This window comes from Eisenbergiella sp. OF01-20, assembly GCF_003478085.1.
GTDB lineage: Bacteria > Bacillota > Clostridia > Lachnospirales > Lachnospiraceae > Eisenbergiella.
On sequence record NZ_QUES01000039.1, the window covers coordinates 1 to 20,450 of the forward strand.

The 20,450-nt window shown below is 47.7% G+C and carries 17 protein-coding genes; all 17 read left to right on the forward strand.

Features of this window, described 5'->3' with window-relative positions; translation table 11 throughout:
- The first annotated feature begins 74 nt into the window (after positions 1–74).
- The 17 genes from DXA36_RS27620 to DXA36_RS27700 all read left to right on the forward strand — a co-directional run bounded on the left by DXA36_RS27620 (position 75) and on the right by DXA36_RS27700 (position 20,443).
- A complete protein-coding gene (locus DXA36_RS27620; RefSeq protein WP_118682493.1) occupies positions 75–977 on the forward strand; it encodes a Fic family protein in 903 nt (300 codons plus the stop codon).
- 234 nt (positions 978–1,211) lie between these two features.
- Positions 1,212–1,622, forward strand: a complete 411-nt coding sequence (locus DXA36_RS27625) for a hypothetical protein (protein WP_182479283.1) — start codon at positions 1,212–1,214, stop codon at positions 1,620–1,622.
- A 119-nt stretch (positions 1,623–1,741) separates the two neighbouring features.
- Positions 1,742–3,157 (forward strand): Wadjet anti-phage system protein JetA family protein, encoded by a 1,416-nt coding sequence (locus tag DXA36_RS27630; RefSeq protein ID WP_118682494.1) that lies wholly within the window; start codon positions 1,742–1,744, stop codon positions 3,155–3,157.
- 4 nt (positions 3,158–3,161) lie between these two features.
- Positions 3,162–3,776 carry a DUF4194 domain-containing protein gene (locus DXA36_RS27635; RefSeq protein ID WP_118682495.1) on the forward strand — a complete coding sequence of 205 codons (615 nt, stop codon included), beginning with the start codon at positions 3,162–3,164 and terminating at the stop codon, positions 3,774–3,776.
- The gene (locus tag DXA36_RS27640; protein ID WP_118682496.1) at positions 3,745–4,476 is read left to right on the forward strand and encodes an ATP-binding protein; all 732 of its coding nucleotides are present in this window, start codon (positions 3,745–3,747) and stop codon (positions 4,474–4,476) included. Before DXA36_RS27635 ends, DXA36_RS27640 begins: the two co-directional genes overlap by 32 nt.
- An 11-nt stretch (positions 4,477–4,487) precedes the next feature.
- On the forward strand, positions 4,488–6,980 hold the full coding sequence (locus DXA36_RS27645) for an SbcC/MukB-like Walker B domain-containing protein (RefSeq protein ID WP_118682497.1): 2,493 nt from the start codon (positions 4,488–4,490) through the stop codon (positions 6,978–6,980).
- Positions 6,977–8,239, forward strand: a complete 1,263-nt coding sequence (locus DXA36_RS27650) for a Wadjet anti-phage system protein JetD domain-containing protein (protein ID WP_118682498.1) — start codon at positions 6,977–6,979, stop codon at positions 8,237–8,239. The genes DXA36_RS27645 and DXA36_RS27650 overlap by 4 nt, the downstream gene beginning before the upstream one ends.
- Positions 8,240–8,633: 394 nt before the next feature.
- The gene (locus DXA36_RS27655; protein ID WP_118682499.1) at positions 8,634–8,855 is read left to right on the forward strand and encodes a hypothetical protein; all 222 of its coding nucleotides are present in this window, start codon (positions 8,634–8,636) and stop codon (positions 8,853–8,855) included.
- A complete protein-coding gene (locus DXA36_RS27660) occupies positions 8,852–9,352 on the forward strand; it encodes a hypothetical protein (RefSeq protein WP_118682500.1) in 501 nt (166 codons plus the stop codon). The genes DXA36_RS27655 and DXA36_RS27660 overlap by 4 nt, the downstream gene beginning before the upstream one ends.
- A 61-nt stretch (positions 9,353–9,413) precedes the next feature.
- Positions 9,414–9,785, forward strand: coding sequence for a DUF6483 family protein (locus DXA36_RS27665; protein WP_118682501.1), 372 nt, complete (start codon positions 9,414–9,416; stop codon positions 9,783–9,785).
- 199 nt (positions 9,786–9,984) lie between these two features.
- Positions 9,985–10,959: a serine hydrolase domain-containing protein gene (locus tag DXA36_RS27670; protein WP_118682502.1), complete on the forward strand. Its 975-nt coding sequence runs from the start codon at positions 9,985–9,987 to the stop codon at positions 10,957–10,959.
- A gap of 28 nt (positions 10,960–10,987) precedes the next feature.
- Positions 10,988–11,863, forward strand: coding sequence for an AraC family transcriptional regulator (locus DXA36_RS27675; protein ID WP_118682536.1), 876 nt, complete (start codon positions 10,988–10,990; stop codon positions 11,861–11,863).
- 452 nt (positions 11,864–12,315) lie between these two features.
- Positions 12,316–13,944, forward strand: a complete 1,629-nt coding sequence (locus DXA36_RS27680; RefSeq protein WP_118682503.1) for an extracellular solute-binding protein — start codon at positions 12,316–12,318, stop codon at positions 13,942–13,944.
- A gap of 88 nt (positions 13,945–14,032) precedes the next feature.
- The gene (locus DXA36_RS27685) at positions 14,033–15,010 is read left to right on the forward strand and encodes an ABC transporter permease (protein WP_118682537.1); all 978 of its coding nucleotides are present in this window, start codon (positions 14,033–14,035) and stop codon (positions 15,008–15,010) included.
- A gap of 10 nt (positions 15,011–15,020) precedes the next feature.
- Positions 15,021–15,932, forward strand: coding sequence for a carbohydrate ABC transporter permease (locus DXA36_RS27690; RefSeq protein ID WP_118682504.1), 912 nt, complete (start codon positions 15,021–15,023; stop codon positions 15,930–15,932).
- 64 nt (positions 15,933–15,996) lie between these two features.
- A complete protein-coding gene (locus tag DXA36_RS27695; protein WP_118682505.1) occupies positions 15,997–18,129 on the forward strand; it encodes a family 78 glycoside hydrolase catalytic domain in 2,133 nt (710 codons plus the stop codon).
- A gap of 1 nt (position 18,130) precedes the next feature.
- Positions 18,131–20,443, forward strand: coding sequence for a family 78 glycoside hydrolase catalytic domain (locus tag DXA36_RS27700; RefSeq protein WP_182479285.1), 2,313 nt, complete (start codon positions 18,131–18,133; stop codon positions 20,441–20,443).
- Positions 20,444–20,450: the final 7 nt, after the last annotated feature.

Here is a 20,450-nt window from a genome sequence, read left to right on the forward strand (position 1 = left end):
TGGAAATACAAGGTTTTTAATAAAAAACGGGGTGTCAGACTTGACACTACCATAACTTATATGGAGGAAAGCATATGAAATATATATCAGTGGCGGAAATGGCAAAGAGATGGAATATAGCGGAACGTACAGTACGCAACTATTGTTTGCAGGGACGGATACCAGATGCCTTTTTAACGGGAAAAACATGGAACATTCCAGAAACTGCTGTTCGTCCTAATCGTATAAATAAAAAACAGAGGGTACCAGACACATTACTGGATATTTTAAAACAGGAAAAAGCAGGAAAAGTATCAGGTGGAATTTATCATAAAATACAAATTGAATTTACCTATAACTCGAACCATATAGAAGGGAGCAGACTGACGCATGATCAAACACGCTATATTTATGAAACTAATACAATAGGTGTAACGAACGAGACATTTAATGTGGATGATATTGTGGAAACTGCAAATCATTTTAGATGTATTGATATGGTAATCGATCAGGCGGCTTATCAGTTGACAGAAAAGTTTATAAAGGATCTTCATGCCGTGCTAAAAAATGGAACAAGTGACAGTCGTAAAGATTGGTTTGTTGTAGGCGGCTATAAAAAATTGCCAAACGAGGTTGGAGGATTGGAAACAACAGCTCCTGAACGAGTACAGGAAGAGATACAAAAACTGTTAAAGAGCTACAATGAATCGAAGATAAAATCGATGGATGAAATTTTGGATTTTCATGTAAAATTTGAACGTATCCATCCTTTTCAAGATGGAAATGGGCGTGTTGGAAGACTGCTATTACTAAAAGAATGCCTGAAAAATAATGTTGTTCCTTTTATTATTGACGAGAGTCTAAAAATGTTTTATTATCGGGGGCTTCATGAATGGAACATAGAGAAAGGTTATCTTAGAGATACTTGTTTGACGGCACAGGATCAGTTTAAAGCATATTTAGATTATTTTAGGATTCCTTATTGTGAAGAAAAATAATTGGTAAAACTATAGCAACAAAAAATCAGTAACCCCAAATAACATGGATAATTGACTCAAACTTCGCAGGAGCAAAATGGCCTTCCGCCCGCTGGCAGAGTGGTATCCCCAGGACGGAAAAGGATATTCGCCAGTCCATCAGGCCGGACATTCCGATGAGCCCGAAGGCGTCAAGTGTGTCAGATGAGGCTGGCACACTTGACCGGTCTCATCCCCATGGCCTGAGAGGATCTGGTGAACATTCCTTTTCCGTCCCAGGGACACCGCTCTGCCAGCGGGCGGAAGTATAAACAATTAGAAATATCGATACAAGTGTTTTTTTGCATAGCGATTGAAGAAATGGAGGCGTGGCTGCTTGGTGATAGTGAAGCGTTGTTAACGGCATATCCAACTGCTAAAAGGCAATTACTGCAAAGGTATATCCAAGATAGTATTATTGGAACCTGGGAGTATTTGGCTGATATTGTATATAAAGGAGGCTTGCAAACCCTTAAAAGGGATGTCTCATCGTATTATGAAATCGGAATGTTTAAATGTGAGTGTGCAGGAAAAGTCGGTGCGTTGTTAGATATTAGAAAAAATGCTTCACCAAGTTTTAATTATTTTATAGGTAAATTGGATGTTTTTTATGGAAGTAGTACATAATTTCATACGAAAATAATGTCCCAAAACATTTCCTTGAATTCCTCCATACACAATGCTAAAATGTCGATAGATTATTTCTCAACAAACAGATCACACCAGGTACAGGAGCCAATATCCATATGCTATTCGACATCATCCCAGCAAATTTTTTCTACCCTCTGGCAGCGCCGGGGAAATTAGTATATTGGGAATGCATCTGCCGGTTGTTCGCGGTGACCAACCGGCAGTTATCTTTTGGTGTGGAGCGGGATGTTCTGGTAGATGAACTGCAGTTTTATTTTGATTCGGAAATGGCGGCGCAGATGCCGGAGGAGGAATTGGATCAAAGGGGCAGCGGGGATGCTGCAGGCAGTATGAACAGTCGGGATAAGGCGAATTTTATCCTGCGCAGGCTGGAGGGTTATGGCTGGATAGCGGTGGATACGGATCACAGCTACGTACAGCGGGTGAATTTCCGGGATTATGCCGTTCAGGTAATGAAGACATTGCTTGCCATTTCGGAAGAAAAGAGAACCGAATATCAGGGGTATATTTATACCATTTACAGTTTAGCCCGTGCCGGTTTGGATAATCCCGGTATCGGGCTTTTGCAGATCGTGGAGAATACGGATGCGCTGATTACCGGGCTTAAAAGCCTGAATGCGAATATCAAACGATATATTGATGAACTGACGAAGCATTCCACGGTGGCGGAAATCATGGATGCGCTTTTAAATGATTATTATACTAATGTAGTGGATAAGGCATACCACCGGCTTCTGACCTCGGACAATGTTTCCAAGTTCCGCCCGGAAATAGTGGAGCGGCTGGAGAGCAATAGCCGCAGTGCGCGATTTTTAAATAAGGCTTCTGGCGAACTCGCAGAATTAAAGGAAATTTCCGAAGAGGAAGCAAGAGAAGAAGTGTTGTCCATGCTGCATGAGGTAATCGATGCCTTCCGGCAGATGGATGAGATTTTAGGTGAGATTAATAAAAAGAATACGCGGTATCAGCGGGCTGCTATTAACCGGGCGCGTTTTTTATTGTCCTCCGGGGAGGATGTGCGCAGCCAGTTAAAGGACATTCTTATTTTTCTGAATGAACGAATTACAGAAAAAAAGCTAGATTATAATGCAGTCTATGAGCTGGAAGAGATGGATCGGCTGATAAAGCTTTTTTCCTGGGAGTATCTGGATATGGATTCTTTGTATGCGCCGGTGGAAGGGAAGAAGGAATTTATACCGGAGGTCATGGAATGCTTTGAGGCGGATGATGGGCTGCGGGAAGAGAAACGCAGGCGGATGGCAGAAAAGCTGGCGCGGATTTTAAGCCCGGATAAAATTAACGCTTATGTGGCTCAGATGTTGGGAGACAAGAGGGTTATGGCGGCGTCTGAGTTCCCTGTCGGCGAAGGGGATACGTTCATCCGGCTGATTTATATCCGTTTGTACGGGCAGCGGAAAAATATGGATTATACGCTGGAATTGAAGGAGAAGACTGTAAAATGCGGATTTGGGTTCCGGGATTTTCTCATACGGCGAAAGGAGGGCAGATAGATAGATGGATTTATTTGAAGGAATGCTGCAAAAAGATAGGGATGAGTTCCGCCGGGTCTGCAATAAACTGATGAGTATTTGTTTTATTGTCAGACGTAATGAAGCGACGAAGAGCGATTTTTATTTCATTCAGCGCTGGAAGACGGTGTTTGGGCGGTATTTGGGTGTGCTGGGATATACGCTGGAAATTAATGAGGAATATGGGGTAATCCAGCTGGTAAACAGGGAGAATTATAATCATTGGAATCTGAGGCTTAATGATTCCGTCATTCTTTTAATCCTGCGGATTTTGTATGATGAGAAGAAGCGGGAGCTTTCTCTGACCGATGTGGTAGTGAATCTGGGAGATATTCAGGAAAAATATATCTCCTTAAAGATCCGTGAAAAACAAATTGATAAAACAACGATGAACAACGCGCTCCGTTTGTTTAAGCGGTTTAATCTGGTGGAACTTCTGGATCGAGATCTGATGCAGGAGGAATCCCGTGTGATTATTTACGATTCTATATTGATGGCAGTGCGTGTAGAGGATATCAAACGGGTGAACGATATGATTGCGCTGTACCGGAAAGGGGGGAAAACGGAAGATGAAGAGGCTGTGCAGGATTCGGCTGATTAACTGGCATCGGTTTGGAAACGAGCTCATTGAGCTGGATGATTCCGTCCTGCTTTCGGGAGAAAACGGGGCGGGCAAGTCTACGCTCCTGGATGCGATTCAATTTGTGGTGACCTGCTCCAAGGTGCATTTTAATAAGGCGGCCCATGAAAAGGGTAAGCGGAATTTAAACAGCTATATGAGGTGCAAAACCGGGCGGGAGGATCGGCCCTATGAGCGTACAGGGGAAATCAGCAGCCATATCGCCCTGGAGTTTTGGGATGAAGCGAGAAAACAGCCCTTTGTAGTGGGGGCGGTGATGGATTCTGCTTCTGAGGAAAAAGAACCGAATGTCGGATGGTACCTAATAGAAAATAAGCGGCTGTCGGATGATTTGTTTTTGCAGGGTAATAAAGTGAAATCTATTTCGGTTTTCCGGGCGACAAACAAAGGGATCAAAACCTTTGCCAATACGCAGACGGAAGCGAAAAAGATGGTGCAGGCGAGATTTGGCCGTCTGGAGGATAAGTTCTTTTCCCTGATTCCTAAGGCTCTTGCTTTTAAGCCGATCCATGATATCAAAGACTTTGTATATTCTTATGTTTTGGATGAGAAGGAAGTTAATATTGACGCTTTAAAAGAAAATGTCCGCAGCTATCAGGATTTGGAGCGTATGCTGCAGGATGTAAAAAAAGGATTGCAAAGCTGGAGGCAATTAACGTAAAAGAAGCCGAGGTGGAAAACGGCCTGCGCCGGGATCGGTATCAGGAATATTATCTGGCACGGGTGGACGTGGAGCTGACACAGGAGGCTGTAAGGGATGCGAAGGCAAAGCGGGACAGTGCGCAGATGCGGGAAAAAGAGCAGAAGCGCAGAGAGGAAGGACTGCAGGAAGCCAGGCGGCAGCGGCAGCAGATTATCACGGATTTGTCGGTGGAGTTAAATACGGATACTGATTATCAGGCGCTGCATGAACTGGAACTGCAGGAAACAGGCTTGAAAGCCCGTCTGGAATCGGATAAAAAAGAAATGACTGTGCTCTGCGGCGCGGTTAAGGCGGCTCTTGCGGATGCAGAACAGCTTTTGCAGATAAAGGATGCGGACGGATGTGTGAAGGAGTATGTTGCTTTTCTGAAAAAGCTGGAGGAATGCGAAAGTCTGGTTGACGTGAGTATGTGTCTGGAAAAAGTTCTTTCCTATAAAAAGGCGATGTATAAGAAGGTGCAGATGAAGCTGGCGGAGACAAAGGTGGAATTGGGTCGCTGCCAGGTGGAGTTGTCCGGGTTAAAAATGCGTATCGAACAATTGGAAAAGAAGCAGCTGACATATCCGGACAGTGTAACACAGTTACGGCAGCGTATTAAGGAACAGCTGCGGCAGGTGGGAAGAAGCTCGGAAGTCCGGGTATTATGTGAGCTTTTGGATATTGGGAATTCCGCCTGGCAGAATGCGGTGGAAGGCTATCTGAACAACCAGCGCTTTTATTTGTTGGTGGAGCCGGAGGATTTTGATCTGGCTCTGAGCGTTTATGACAGGATGCGGGAGAACCGGAAGGCCTATGGTGCGGGTCTGATTAACACGGGAAAGCTGGAAAAATACGATGAAGTTCCGGCAGACTCTCTGGCGGAGGTGGTGACTTCTGCAAACATATGGGCAAAGAGATATGTCAATATGGTTCTGGGCAAGGTGCATATGTGCCAGAAGTATCAGGATTTGAAGCAGTATCCCGTTGCGATTACCAGACAGTGTATGCGTTATCAGAACCATGTGGTCAGCGCCATCAAACCGGAGGTATATGAGACGCCTTATATCGGTACACACGCTTATCTGCGGCAGCTGGAGCAGTGCCGCAGGCAGCAGAAAACCCTTCAGGAGCAGGAGTCTGCCCTGAAGTCGCGGATCGGACAGTTGGATTTTGTGTCAAAGCCGCTGGGGACCGATGCAGATACGGAAGTGAAATACCGCCTGACGGCACTGGAAGAAAAACGGACGCATGAAAAACAGCTTGCAGATTGCAGGGAGTCTATGAAGCAGCTGCATGCGAACCAGACACTGATTCAAAAGAGGCTTCATCTCGAAGAACTGCGGGGAAGCATGGAACAGCTGGATCTTGAGATAAAGGAAGCTGCGATGCGGCAGGGCGGCTGCAGGGAAGAAGCAAAACAGCAGGAAGCGCTTCTGGTTACCCTGACAGCACAGTTGTCCGGGCAGCAGGCGGTGTTGGCCCAGCTGCTTGAAAAGCTTGGCTCCGATACGGCGGAATGCAATAAGGAATATGAAAAGCTGAAAGAGGGAAAGGAGTTACAGCGGTTTAAAGAGAATTTCGAACGTGCGCGCAAGGCTAACTGGACCTTAAAGGAGAAGGCGGAAGGCGAAATGATTACGCTGATGCGGGAATATAAGGTGGCCCATGATTTTGGTGCGGCGGAATCGCTGCAGGGCTATCCGGAGTTTTTGGCGGAATATGACAAGCTGAAAAATTCCAGGCTTTTGGAATATGAGGAAAAGGTCTATAAAGCCAGACAGGCGGCGGAGGATGAGTTCCGGGAACAGTTTTTATCCCGGCTGCAGGAGAATATCAAGCAGGCGCAGAACGAGTTTAAGGAGCTGAACCGCTCGCTGGGGGAGATTCATTTTTCCAGAGAGCAGTATGAATTTTTATATGAACCCAGCAGAAAACTGAAAAAGTTCTATCAGATGATCATGGATGATTTTAACGTCATGCAGGGAGAATCCATTTTCAGCAGCATGTTCAGCCAGAATCATCGGGAGGTCATCGAGGAGCTGTTTGAAAAGCTGGCGCTGGATGATGAAAACAGTGCCAAAACGCTGGAGGAATATACAGACTACCGGACCTATATGGACTACGATATCAAAATTACGGGCGAGGATCAAAGCTATATGCTGTACTCCAAGGTCAGCCGGGAAAAGAGCGGCGGGGAGACCCAGACGCCGTTTTATATCACGGTGGCGGCTTCTTTTATGCAGTTATACCGAAACAGCATCGGTGGGGATGCCATTGGTCTGGTGATGCTGGATGAAGCTTTTAATAATATGGATGACGAGCGGATTTCGGGTGTGCTGGAATTTTTGACCCATTCCAATCTGCAGGTTATCATTGCAGCTCCGCCTGATAAGATCCAGTATATCGGTCCTGCGGTGAAGAAGGTGCTGCTCGTACTTCAGGATGACAAAATGAGTTATGTGGAGGACTTTACACGGGTATGAAGCGGTATGATGAGAAAATATTGAACAGACTGTTGGATACGTATGAAAGCAGCCTTTTGTATACCGGACAGAACCAGAGGAAACAGAGCATTGCTTTTTCGGTAAAAAGGAGCACATTGCCGGAATACTTTGACGAAACCTCCATGCAGTTTGAACTGGTGCATGCCCAGCTTGCGGAAGCGGAGCAAAAGGGATTTGTGCGTCTGATCTGGCAGAAGGGAAAAGCAGGGCACATTTTGGAAAAGTGCCTGCTGCAGACGGGACATGTGGATGAAATATACGCATATCTCCAACGCAGGACCAGAAAGCAAAAGGAAGAGGATGTGCTTTCTGTCTGCCGGGAGTATCGGGGCCGACATCCTGTTCTGGATGCCTTTTTACAGTATGTGGAGCAAAGAATCGGGCAGGGGATGAGTGTGGCGCAGTATGTGGATAGGGATCATCCGCAGGAGTTGGCGGAACGCTGCGGGTTGATTGGGCATATTTTTGAGAATCAAAAGGAGATTTTTTTACGGGAATTTTCCGTGCAGTATCTAAAGGATTCCAAGGCGGCGGAGAAGGAGATTGTCGGGGCAGCAGGCATTATTGCACGGTTTTATCCGGGGGCCGCACTGACGGAGCTGACGGCGGAACAGGTATTGGAGGAATTCAATATTTTTAAGAATCCGTCCTGGGTGATGGTAAAGGGCAGCGGGGCGTTTATGCTGCCCCCAAAAGGGGCGGGCGGACAGGATGCGGCGGATATGTCCGGCTGCCACATTTGCCTTGATACGTTGAAGGGCGGAATCGGTCTGTCCAGTCAGGATATCGGAGCCATATGTTGGGAGGACAACAGGCAGGTCAGACAAATCGTAACAATAGAAAATCTTACTTCATTCCATCGGTGGCAGGAAGAAGATACCCTGGCCATTTATCTGGGCGGCTATCATAATCGTATGAAGCGGCAGTTTCTGCAGGAACTGTATCGGGTATTTCCCAATTGTAAATATGCACATTTCGGAGATTTGGATTGCGGCGGCTTTAAAATCTGGAAGGATTTGTGCCGGAAAACGGGTATTCCTTTCAAAACCCGTTATATGGATCGGGGGACGTATCTGCAGTACTGTAAGAATGGGAAGGATCTTACGGAGCATGACTGCAAAGAGCTGCAAAGAATGATGGAGGAGCCGTTCTTTGAGGGGCAGCGGAAATTGTTTGAAACCATGCTGGAGGTGGGAAAAAAGGTGGAGCAGGAAGGGGTTAAGATTGACACTTTTTAAGAAAGCGTGCATTATCATACCGGGAATAAACCTGGCATTTACTATAATTGTACAACCCCATTATACTTCCAATAGGTGACTGCCAAAATACAGGTACAAAAAAGCTTGCCATGGATCAATATACAGGATATAAATGGTTGGGTTAAAAGGATAGTCCTTCGCCGTAGGGTGAGGGATTTCTTTGATCATACGGACAGGTTAATGTAAAAGATAGGGAGTTATGGACAATTTTTTCAGAGGTATGCCTATGATTGGGCGTCCTGGTTAAGGCTTCGCATAACTAAATAATTTGATGAAAAATAAAATAAAAACTGTTGACAGAATTTGATTTATAGTTTAAAATAAAAACTGTTAACGGAATTGACTTTGAAATTGGGAAATATGGAGGTATGTTATGACTACTATGTTAATGAATTTTTTTGGAGCAAAGAACCCGAAGCCACAAGATGCAGAAAGTATCATGAAATACTTTTTATCGCTGGGCTATACCAGAAATCAAGTAGCAGGTGCTATTGGAAATGCAGTTAAACGAGGATATATTTCTGTTGTAGGAAGGCAATACTGCCGTAGCCGCAATAGGAAGGTTAATGTGTTTGTACGGGAGGGAGAGGAATGAGATATGAAATATGGTTCAAACTGGCAAATGAAGAAAAAGAAAATGAAACTGATTTTACGGAGGCAAAGTACAAAAATGTAATTGAGAATGCGATTACTAATTTCAATAATTCTGGAAATGTTGCAAGAAATAGAAAGCACATTTTTAACCATAGCATTGACGAACATGTTTTAAAAATTTATTTTGAATCAGATGTTGAACTTGAATCTCCGACAAAAAGTTTTAGATTTTTCTCCAAAAATTTGATTGATAATTCTGATGATTTTAGGGCATTAGTTATAGGTGGCCGTTTGTTAAAAGGTGTCTATACCAGTATATATGAAAACGATGGAACAGAACAAAGCAGTATAGATATTTCCGATGAACAAATGATAACGACCCTTATTCATTGGTGTATGGGCAAAGAAGTGCAGAGTGCAGAAGAAAAGAAAAATAAAACAAATACCATTGGAAGAATAAAAGCTTTAATAATGGAATGTGAGAAAATGTCAAAATAGTATTAAAACATTTCAGAGTACAATAAAATAAACACTGCATCCGTTAGAAAGGGGCCTCCAAATGTTTGAAGAAGATTACATTATGCGAACCATAAAAGAAATGGTCCGAGCGCTGCTGAAATTCCTTTTCGGCGTGGACACAGACGCGCCAACGGAGGCCCTTCTGGAGGAGAAGCAAAGCAGGGCTGTCTGGGAAGAGTTAAAAAAAAGTATCGATGACGGAAACATCAATGAGGCCGAGAACGCATTATATTCCTTTATCGATGCAGGTGATAAAGAGGCATTAAAAACCGCCCTCCTGTTTTATTCCTATGTGAACGAAAAAGAGGATGCCTGTCTGGAAAAAAACAACTACACCAGAGAAGAGATCAAAACAGGTTTGCAGGATGTTGCCGCAAGATATGGTCTGGACAGCCTGGCAGACATTTTCTGACCCTGAATACGGGATAAACTCCATAACACCACTGCGCACAAAAAGTCAGGCCCTGTCGATAGTTTCCCTGTATAATGAACGCTGTATGTTACTGTATACACAGCCAAAGCGGATAATACCGGGGAGATGGGGACACATGCAATACGCTTTTACCTGCCCTGGTCTGCGGGCGTGCCGAAGCACGCAGAGGGGAGCGGAAATGGAAAACCGAATGTCAGAGCTTGAAAATTTGGCGGAAACAAAATATAGGAACATTGCCGGCATCAAGGTGGTTAAGAAGGGGCAGTGCATGTACGAAACCTATTTTAACGGGTTTGGCCCTGAAGATACCATCCATGTTATGTCGGTAACAAAAAGTATCCTGTCGGCGCTCACCGGCATTGCCATAGACAGGGGAGATATACAGAGCGCCGACCAGAAAGTCCTGGATTTTTTCCCGGATTACACGCCCAAACGCGGGGAAAAAACCATACAAAAGGTCACGTTAAAGAACCTGCTGACAATGACCGCTCCCTATAAGTACCGATCAGAGCCTTACACAAAGGTGTATACAAGTGCCGACTGGACCCGGGCGGCTCTGGATTTGCTGGGAGGCAGAGCCGGGATTACCGGTGCGTTTCAATATTCCACCGTAGGGATCCAGATTTTGTCGGGAATTTTAGCTAACGCCACGGGAATGCCTGTGAGGGATTTTGCCGCGGAGTATCTTTTTACCCCTCTTGGAATAAAAACGCCGGATAATACGATTCTGCACAATAAAGAAGAGCATTTTGCATTTTTGAAAGAACGGCATCCTTCCGGCTGGGTGGTGGATCCCAAAGGAGTGAACACAGCCGGCTGGGGACTTTGCCTGACGCTTTGTGATATGGTAAAATTCGGGGAATTATATGCAAAGGAAGGCCTGTTCCATGGCAAACGCATTTTATCTTCTTCCTGGATCCGGGAAAGCACCGGGGAAAAAAGCCGGTGGGGGGAACTGCCTTACGGTTATCTGTGGTGGATCATCGATTACAGGGGAAGCCATTGCTATGCGGCCATAGGCGACGGAGGGAATGCTGTTTTTGTCTGTCCGGAAAAGGAACTGGTGGCGGCTGTTGCCTCCTGCTTCGTACAAAGGGCCGAAATCCCGATCCTGGAACTGCTGACCGGGCGGATAGTTCCCATGTTTGTATAAAATCTGTAAGATAGAGAGGAGCCGGAAATTGGATTGGATCAGCGGGATACAGAAAGCCGTGGATTATGTGGAGGACCACATCACGGAAGAACTGGATTATAGTGAAATAGCCGGGCAGGCGTATTCTTCCGGTTTTCATTTCCAGCGGATTTTCAGTATTCTCTGCGGCTATACGCTGGGGGATTATATCCGTATGCGGCGGCTCACTCTTGCGGGAAGCGAACTGGCTGCCACAAATGCCAAAATACTGGATATCGCGGTGAAATATGGCTATGATACCCAGGAAAGCTTCAGCCGGGCTTTCACTCGTTTTCATGGCGTTTCGCCTTCCCAGGCACGCAGCGGAGCCGGTATCAAAGCGTTTTCCCGTCTCTATGTGAAGCTGACATTGGACGGCGGCCATATGACGGACTACCGGATCGTAACGCAGGAGGCATTCCCAATCGTATGTAAAAGGATAAAAAACCCGTCCCGGAAGGAGCTGACCAATGCGGATATCGCCGGTTTCTGGCAGCAGTGCGGGAAGGATGGGACGATTCCTGCGCTGTGCAGATACCTTCCGGAGGAAAACATATTTGGTCAATGCATCGTAGGCGCCAGCTTCGGAAAGGATGCCGGCGACGATAAGTATCCCTATGCCATTGGCGTCTGCTATAACGGGGAACCCGTTTCTGAAAAGGATTTTACTATTGTAGAAATACCTGCTCATACGTATGCGGTATTTCCATGTGCGGGAAAAATGCCGGAGGCGTTTCAACGGTTATACCACCGGGTGAGCAGCGAATTTTTTCCGGCAAGCGAATACCGGCCCTGCGGCGGGACGGACTTTGAAGCGTACCCGTCGCCCGATATCGACGATCCGGGCTATACCTGCGAAATATGGATTGCAGTAGAGAAAAAATAACGGTACAATGAACGTAGCTATGAAGGTACGGAACAGTTACCGGGATCAAGCCAGGCCTTTTGACGGGCCGGGCTTTTTTTATTCCCGCGGGCAACGGTCCAAACGGATGCACTCGTACATCCGCTTAGTGACTGCCGCGAGGGTCAGCGATCTCGCAGTTTGCTGCGGAGTATCTGACTTGAACCCCGTTCGGTATTGGCAGGCTTCATGGCCTTTTGGCCCACTCTGGCCCACCGGTCTTTGGGGTGCAATATTTCAGTGAAAGGATAGAAAAATTGCACCGTGAATTTCCAATAAATGGATAAGACCCTCCATTTCCGGGCATTTTACACCATGCATATTTCCAATAAAAGAAAAGAGTAATGTCCTTGTTTTAACCATATTATCTTACCTATAATGAATCTGCAAACAAAAGTTGCACGATATTCAAGTGTATAGGAGGAAATGGGTTTATGAAGAAAAAAGTAGCAGCAGTATTGCTTGCTGCCGCAATGATGGCGTCGATGACGGCCGGCTGCGGAAATAGCGCATCGGAAACAGCAGGTACAACCGGGGGTACCACGGAATCGGCCGGTACGGCAGATACAACCTCTGCGGCGGCGGTATCCGAAGAGGCAGCAGGGGAAACAGAAGGAATTACCTTCCCGCTTGCGGAAACAAAGAATTTTTCCATGTTATGTATCATTAACGGCGATACCCCCATGGATGAGGTTGATGCTTTCAAATATCTGAATGAACAGAGCAACATTACTTTTGAAGTAAACAGTATTCCGGAAGAGGATGCTTCGGAAAAAGAAGGACTTATTCTTTCCGCAGGGGATTACCCGGATGTTTTCATTTATTCAAGCCTTAAGAAAAATGATATTGACAAGTATGGAGCCGAAGGCGTATTTGTTCCGTTGGAGGATTATATCAGAACCTATGCCCCCAATCTCACAAAATTATTGGATGAAAGAGATCTGTGGGCTTACATAACGGCGCCGGATGGACATGTTTATGAAATGCCTGCCCTGAATACAGGGGCGGAGCTTGAATCCGGTTTCCATGTATGGCTGAATTACCAGTGGCTGGATAATCTGGGATTGTCGGAGCCTAAGAATCTGGATGAGTTTCATGAAGTCCTGACCGCGTTTAAGGAGCAGGATGCCAATGGAAACGGGGATCCCGATGATGAAATCCCTCTTTCCGTACCGGACGGCATGAATTATCTGAAGCAATACCTTCCTTACTTTGGATATTGCCTGGATAACGATACCTGGCTTGCCAATCAGGATGGCAGTCTGGTATACATCCCTACGGATGAAGGCTACAAGGAATTTTTAAGATATTTTACGGATCTTTATAAGGAAGGACTCCTTGATCCGGCAAGCTTTACCCAGAACTATGATCAGATCGCTGCCATGGGAAGCTCCGGCGATGTATTGGGCTGCTTCAGCGCCCTTGCCTCCTTCCAGTTTGCAGGCCGTGACCAGGATGAAGAATACCAGACCCTTACCCCTTTTGAAGGGCAGGCGTATCCCCAGTCCACAGGTATTTTCCATGGCTGTATGTTAATTACCGACGCCTGTGAGGATCCGGCCACACTGGTTGCCTGGGCGGATCAGCTCTATACACAGGAAGGCGGGGAACTGTATTGGCTCGGCGTGGAAGGAAATTCCTATGTTGATAACGGCGACGGAACCTGGTCCTGGAATATTGGCGGGCCTATCGGTGAAGATATTGCAACCGTACGGGAAAAAGGGACATTGAAATACCAAACCGCATTCCCCGGCATCCAGCCTGATTTCTGGTTTACCGGAATCACGGATCCCGATGAATCGTATCTGATTTCCCAGCGTTCCAAAATGCTGGATTATGGTAAAGTCACCCTCCCTGCCATGTCTTATACGGCGGAAGAAACAGAAACCATAGCCTCTTTGAAAGCGGATCTCGACAGCTATATCAATCAGTACGGCGCACAGGTCATTACCGGAGCGCTGGATCTGGATGACAGCTGGGAGAACTATGTATCCACAATGAATACGATGGGAGCATCTGAGTTGTTTGAAATTTACCAGAATGCTTTTAACGCCGCTGAATAAGAATCTGAGAACTGGGAGGACAGCCGTTTCACCGCGGCTTCCTCTTATGTTCAAAAAGGTTTTAATACATGAAAGGGGATGCACAAGCGTGAAAAAATTACCTGCCACAGGCGCGATTACTAAAAATAAAAACCTCCACCCGGAGCTGGTGAGGCCCTTACGTCTCAGGCTCATTGATGATTTTAAAAAGAACTGGATTCTGTATCTGATGATTCTTCCGGTTCTTATATACTTTATCGTTTTTGCATACACCCCCATGAGCGGAGTGGTGTTGGCATTTAAAGACTTTAAAGTGAAACTTGGTATTTTCGGAAGCCCATGGGTGGGGCTTAAATATTTCGAACGTTTTTTTGGAAGCTTTAATTTTGGAATGTTATTGAAAAATACAATTGGAATCAGCCTTTACTCCCTGCTCATTGGGTTTCCGATTCCTATTGTGTTTGCCTTGCTATTGAACTATTTAAGGCTGAAGCATCTGAAGAAAACGCTTCAGATGGTTTCCTACGCCCCTTATTTCATTTCTACGGTGGTAATCTGCGGTATGATCGCTATTTTTATGGATAAGAATACCGGAATCCTGAACCAAATCATTGTGGCATTGGGAGGCGAGTCCCAGGACTTTTTGAGCAAGCCGGAATATTTTAAGAGTATTTATGTATGGAGCGGCGTCTGGCAGAGTATGGGCTACAGTTCCATCATCTATATATCCGCTTTGTCCGGGGTGGATCCTGCTTTGCATGAGGCCGCTATTATGGACGGTGCAACAAAGGTGCAGCGGATTCTGCATATTGATCTTCCGGGGATTAAATCCACCATTATCATGCTCTTTATCCTGCAGATGGGCTCTTTAATGAACGTGGGATTTGAAAAAGTGTTTTTACTGCAGAACGATTTGAATATGAGCGCCTCCGATGTAATCAATACGTATGTATACCGGGTTGGTCTGGTTCAGAACAATTACAGCTATTCCACAGCGGTCGGGCTGTTTAATTCGGTGATTAACATGGCGCTTGTTATTGTGGCTAACCAGGTATCAAAAAAGCTTGCCAATGAAAGTCTGTGGTAAAGGAGCGGGTATGGATAAAAGAAGAACAGCTAAAAAAAGAAGGGTTGACCCTGATAAAATATTTGATATAGTGAATTTACTTATAATGCTTGTCCTGCTGGTGATTTTTGTGTGGCCGCTCTGGTTTGTGCTGATTGCTTCTATCAGCGATCCTTCCGAGGTATGGCAGGGGCATGTAATCCTGTTCCCCCGCGGTATCACGTTGGATGCTTATGAAGAGGTAATCAAGTATAAGACCATCTGGACAGGATATGCCAATACCATTCTTTATACGGTATTGGGGACAGCCATCAACATGGTGCTGACCGTATGCGGCGCGTATCCTCTGTCGAGGAAGGATTTTGTGCCGAAGAAATTTTTCATGATTCTTTTCATGATAACCATGTATTTCAGCGGCGGACTGATTCCCACTTATCTGGTAGTGAATAAGCTGAATCTGATAGATACCGTCTGGGCGATGGTGATTCCCAACGCGGTTTCCGTATTTAATATTATTATCACACGCACTTATTTTATCAACAGCATTCCGGATGAACTGTTGGAAGCGGCCCAGCTGGACGGCGCGAATACGGCCCAATATCTGATGAAGGTGGTTTTGCCGCTTTCCAAACCCATACTGGCGGTTATCACTCTTTTCTATGCCGTGGGGCACTGGAATGATTTTTATTCCGCGCTGATTTATATCAACTCCCAGCAGCTTCTCCCTCTGCAGTCCATTTTGCGGAAGCTGCTGCTGTCCACGCAGATGACGCTGCAGATTACCAGCTCCATGAGCCCGGACGAAATCATGCGGAAAACACAGCTGGCGCAGACGCTGAAATACAGTTCCATCATTGTATCTACGGTTCCGGTGTTATGCCTCTATCCGCTGGTGCAGAAGCATTTTGTCAAAGGAATCATGATCGGTTCCGTGAAAGGGTGAGAGGAAAGAAAAAAGAGGAAAGTCCGGCATTGCCCGATTACGGAAAAAGGAGTATAAAGAAGGTATGGAAAATAAGCATTGGATACAAGGGGATAATGTGTGTGAATCCCCGCTTTTCAGGAGAAGTTTTTATCTGGAGGAGGTACCGGCTTCGGCGAGGCTTGCGGTATGCGGCCTGGGGTATTTTCTGTTGTTTGTGAACGGGGAACGGGTGGGGGATCAGGAGTTTATCCCGGCTGTGACCAATTATTCTTCGGTGCTCGGATGTGATACGACTTATCCGGTATGGGAGGAGCGTTCCGGCTACCGCTGCCTGTATGTGGTCTTTGATTTGCTTCCCTTTTTAAAAACAGGGGAGAATGTCATCGGGATCCAGCTTGGCAACGGCTGGTACCATCAGACGAAGCGGGTGGACGAGGGGAAGTTCATCTTCGGTTTTCCGAAGCTGCGTTATGAATTTACCATGACGTATGGGAACGGGGAAACAGTTTTTCTGGAGAGCGGGCCGGAAACCTTGTGGAAGCCGGGGGAAGTGACGGAACATAATTTATTCTGCGGGGAAAAACTGGATCTGAGGCTGCTGCAGGAGGATTGGTGTACCGGAACGGCTGATTTGACGGGATGGAAGCCGGCACGTCCGGTGCATGCGCCGGAGGCGCTGCTCACGCAGCAGAACTGTCCTGCCGACAGGGTGCTGCGCAGCATTACGCCTGTGCTGCTGGAAACGGACGGCGGCAGAAGCCTGTATGACTGCGGGGAAAATATTGCCGGTTGGGTGTCGATCCGCTGTATGGGAGAAAGCGGAGAGACAGTTTTGGTAAGGTACAGTGAGGAGCTTGACCGGGACGGGCACGGTCTGGATTTCCTGTCGGCAGGGGGAGAGGGGCAGATTCAGGAGGACTGTTATATTGGTAATGGTTCCCCTGTGGTGGTGCATCCTAAGTTCTGCTGGCATGGGTTCCGGTATTTTACGGTAGAGGGGCCGGCAGAGGTGGTATCCGCATCTCTGGTGTGCTCCGATATTGCGGTGACCTCCTCCTTCCGGTGTTCGGATCCTGTTTTAAACTGGCTTTATGAGGCCTATATCAGGACGCAGATCAATAATTTCCATAACGGGATTCCGTCGGACTGTCCGCACCGGGAACGGCTGGGTTATACGGGGGACGGGCAGCTGACATCGGAAACGGCTATGCTGCTGCTGGATACGAAAGCGCTGTATGAGAAATGGTACCAGGATATCCTGGACAGCCAGGGAGCCGACACCGGGCATATCCCCCATACGGCGCCGTTTCTGGGAGGCGGCGGAGGGCCGGGCGGCTGGGGCTGTGCGGTTTATGTGATCCCCTGGAATTATTATCGGATCTATGGGGACACCCGTTTGCTGGAGAAGGGCTATCCGGCCATACTCCGTTGGCTGGATTATATGGACTCCCGGTGCGAAAACGGTCTGGTTACCCGGGAAGAAGAGGGCGGCTGGTGCCTGGGGGAATGGTGCGCACCGGCGGCGGAGCCGGAAATGCTTCCGGCGGCGTTTGTAAATACGTATTATTATATCCGGGGGCTGGAGGAAGCGGGGAAAATCGCACAGCTGCTGCACCGCCCGGAGCCGGAATGGGTACAGGAGCGGATCCGGCTGGCGAAGGACGCCATGGAACGTACCTGGTTTCACCCGGAAACCGGGGCTTTCTGCGAAGGGATCGGGGCGGCGGATGCATTCGCCCTGAATCTGGGGCTGGGAAATGCCAGGACAAAAGAACATCTGGTGGCGAGGTATCAGAATCTCGGAAGGCTGGATACCGGTATATTCGGAACGCCTGTTTTACTGGAACGGCTTTTTAAGGAAGGAGAGGCCGGGCTGGCATTTCAGCTGCTCACGAACCGGGGAGAGGTTTCTTTTGCCCGGATGATGGAAAACGGGGCCACTACCCTATGGGAAACATGGGAGGGGACCCAGTCCCATAACCATCCGATGTTCGGAAGTGTGGTGAAGCTGCTATTCACGGAAATCCTTGGAATCCGGCAGAAGGAAGGCGGCTGCGGGTATACGGAATATTCGGTGGAGCCGGCAGATATCGGTGCTCTTTCCTGGGCAGAAGGGTCTGTCCGGACAAAAGAGGGAACGATTCATGTTGCGTGGAAACGGGACGAAAAGGGAACGCTGCAGATAACGCAGAATGAGAAAAGGAAGGGGAAGTAAAATGGATTTTCCACAACAGTTTATCAGCGCCTCACAGGAGTATGCCGATTACGGGCATCCGGTGCCGGCCCCGTACATCAGGAAGAAATTTACGCTGCTGGCGGAGCCGCAGTCGGCGGAACTGCTCATTACCGGCCTGGGTTTTTACCGGGTGTTCCTGAACGGGACGGAGCTGACCAAATCCATACTCGCGCCGTATATCAGCAATCCCGATGATATTATCTATTATGATCGCTATGATGCCCTCCCTTATTTAGCGAAGGGGGAGAATTGTATAGGCGTCATCCTGGGTAACGGCATGCAGAATGCCTACGGCGGTTTTGTATGGGATTTTGATAAAGCCAGATGGAGAAGCGCCCCCATGACCACCCTGCGTATGGATATGGAGCTTGCGGGCGGCGGGCGCGTTTCCATAGAAAGCGACACTTCCTTTCTGACCCATCCTTCGCCGCTTTTAGAAGAGGAACTGCGAAGCGGGGAGTGTTATGACGCAAGGCTACGTATCGATGACTGGTGCTCCCCCTCCTCACCGGAGGACGGGTGGAGGCCTGTTGTCAAAGTGACGCCGCCCCGGGGAAGCATGCGCCTGTGTAAGGCATCGCCGATACGAATCTATGAAAAACGCAGGGCTGTCTCCATCCTCCCTTATGAAGAAGGTTATCTCTATGATTTCGGGATAGATGCTGCCGGGGTATGTGAGCTGAAAATAAGCGGCAGGCGGGGCCAGAAGGTGCAGATATCCTATGCCGAATGGTATCATGACGGAGTGCTGGAAAAGAAAAACCTGATGTTTCCGGAGTATCCGTCCCCCCATACGGCCAATGTCCAGAACAGCTGCTACGTATGCCGGGGAGACAAAGAAGAGAGCTATATGCCGTTCTTTACCTATTATGGCTTCCGGTATGCCTATGTAACCGGTATCGAAAAGGAACAGGCCGTGCCGGAGCTTCTTGTTTTTCATGTCTGCGGAGGGGATTTCCGGGAAAACGGGAATTTTTCCTGCTCCGACGAGATTGCCAATGAACTGCAGATAATGACGAGACGGGCGAGCATTTCCAACTTTTTCTGGTTCCCCACGGACTGCCCCCACCGGGAAAAAAACGGCTGGACGGGAGATGCGGCCCTGTCTGCGGAGCATATGCTGATGAACCTGACTGTGGAGGATTCCCTGCGGGAATGGCTGCACAGCATAGAAGAAGCCCAGTCGCCGGCGGGCGAATTTCCCGGTATTGTACCCACAGGAGGCTGGGGGGTTGGAACCGGCCCGGCGTGGGATCAGATTATTGCGGAAATCCCGTTTTGCCTGCTGAAGCTCCGGGGGGATTTGGACACCGCAAAAGAGGCGGCGCCGTTCCTTTTCCGGTATCTGTTCTTCCTCTCCGGAATCCGGAATGAAAGAGGGCTGGTGGATACCGGCCTTGGCGATTGGTGTGAGACCGGCAAAAGCGGCGGAGGACAGAAAGCCCCCATTGAGGTTACCGATACCGCCGTCTGTGTCCATCTCCTGGAAGAGGCCAAAATCCTGTTCCGCCGCTTACACAGGGAGCCGGAGTACCGCTATGCGGCTGCTCTCAGGCATGAACTGAAAAAAGCGTTCCGGAAATACCTCATAGATTTTAACACCATGACGGTTGCCGGCAGCTGCCAGACCTCCCAGGCCATGGCCATCCACTACGGCCTGTTTCAAAAAGCGGAACGCCCCCTGGCTTTTTCTCGCCTTCTGGAGATGATTCATCAAAACGGCGATCATATGAATGCTGGGGCACTGGGGCTGCGGATCCTTTTCCATGTCCTTTCCGATTACGGTCAGGCCGACCTTGCTTTTCATATGATTACCAGAAAGGACTATCCGTCCTACGGGAACTGGATCGCCAGGGGAGCCACCTCCTTATGGGAGGATTTTCTGCCGCCCGAGGCGGAGGTACATTCCCAAAATCACCATTTTTTCGGTGATATCAGCAGCTGGTTCATCCAGGCTGTGGCAGGAATCAGACCGAATCCTTACCTGGAGGATGCGGATTACATCGTGGTGGCCCCCCATTTTATCCAGACCCTCACCTATGCCGAAGCATTTTATAAGGCGCCTTCCGGAAGCATTACCGTAAGATGGGAGAGAACGGACGGAATTACCGACAACGCCCCCGGTAAAAAGATTACATTAACCATACAAACCACCGGTTCTCTGATCGGTACCATATGTCTACCCGGCGGCTGGGAGTTTGCGGATGGATTCTGTGAGAAACAATTGCATCCGGGGATCTATACCTGCAAATGCAAGGCCTGTTGTCCGGCTTTACAAACACGGAAATACTGACATATAA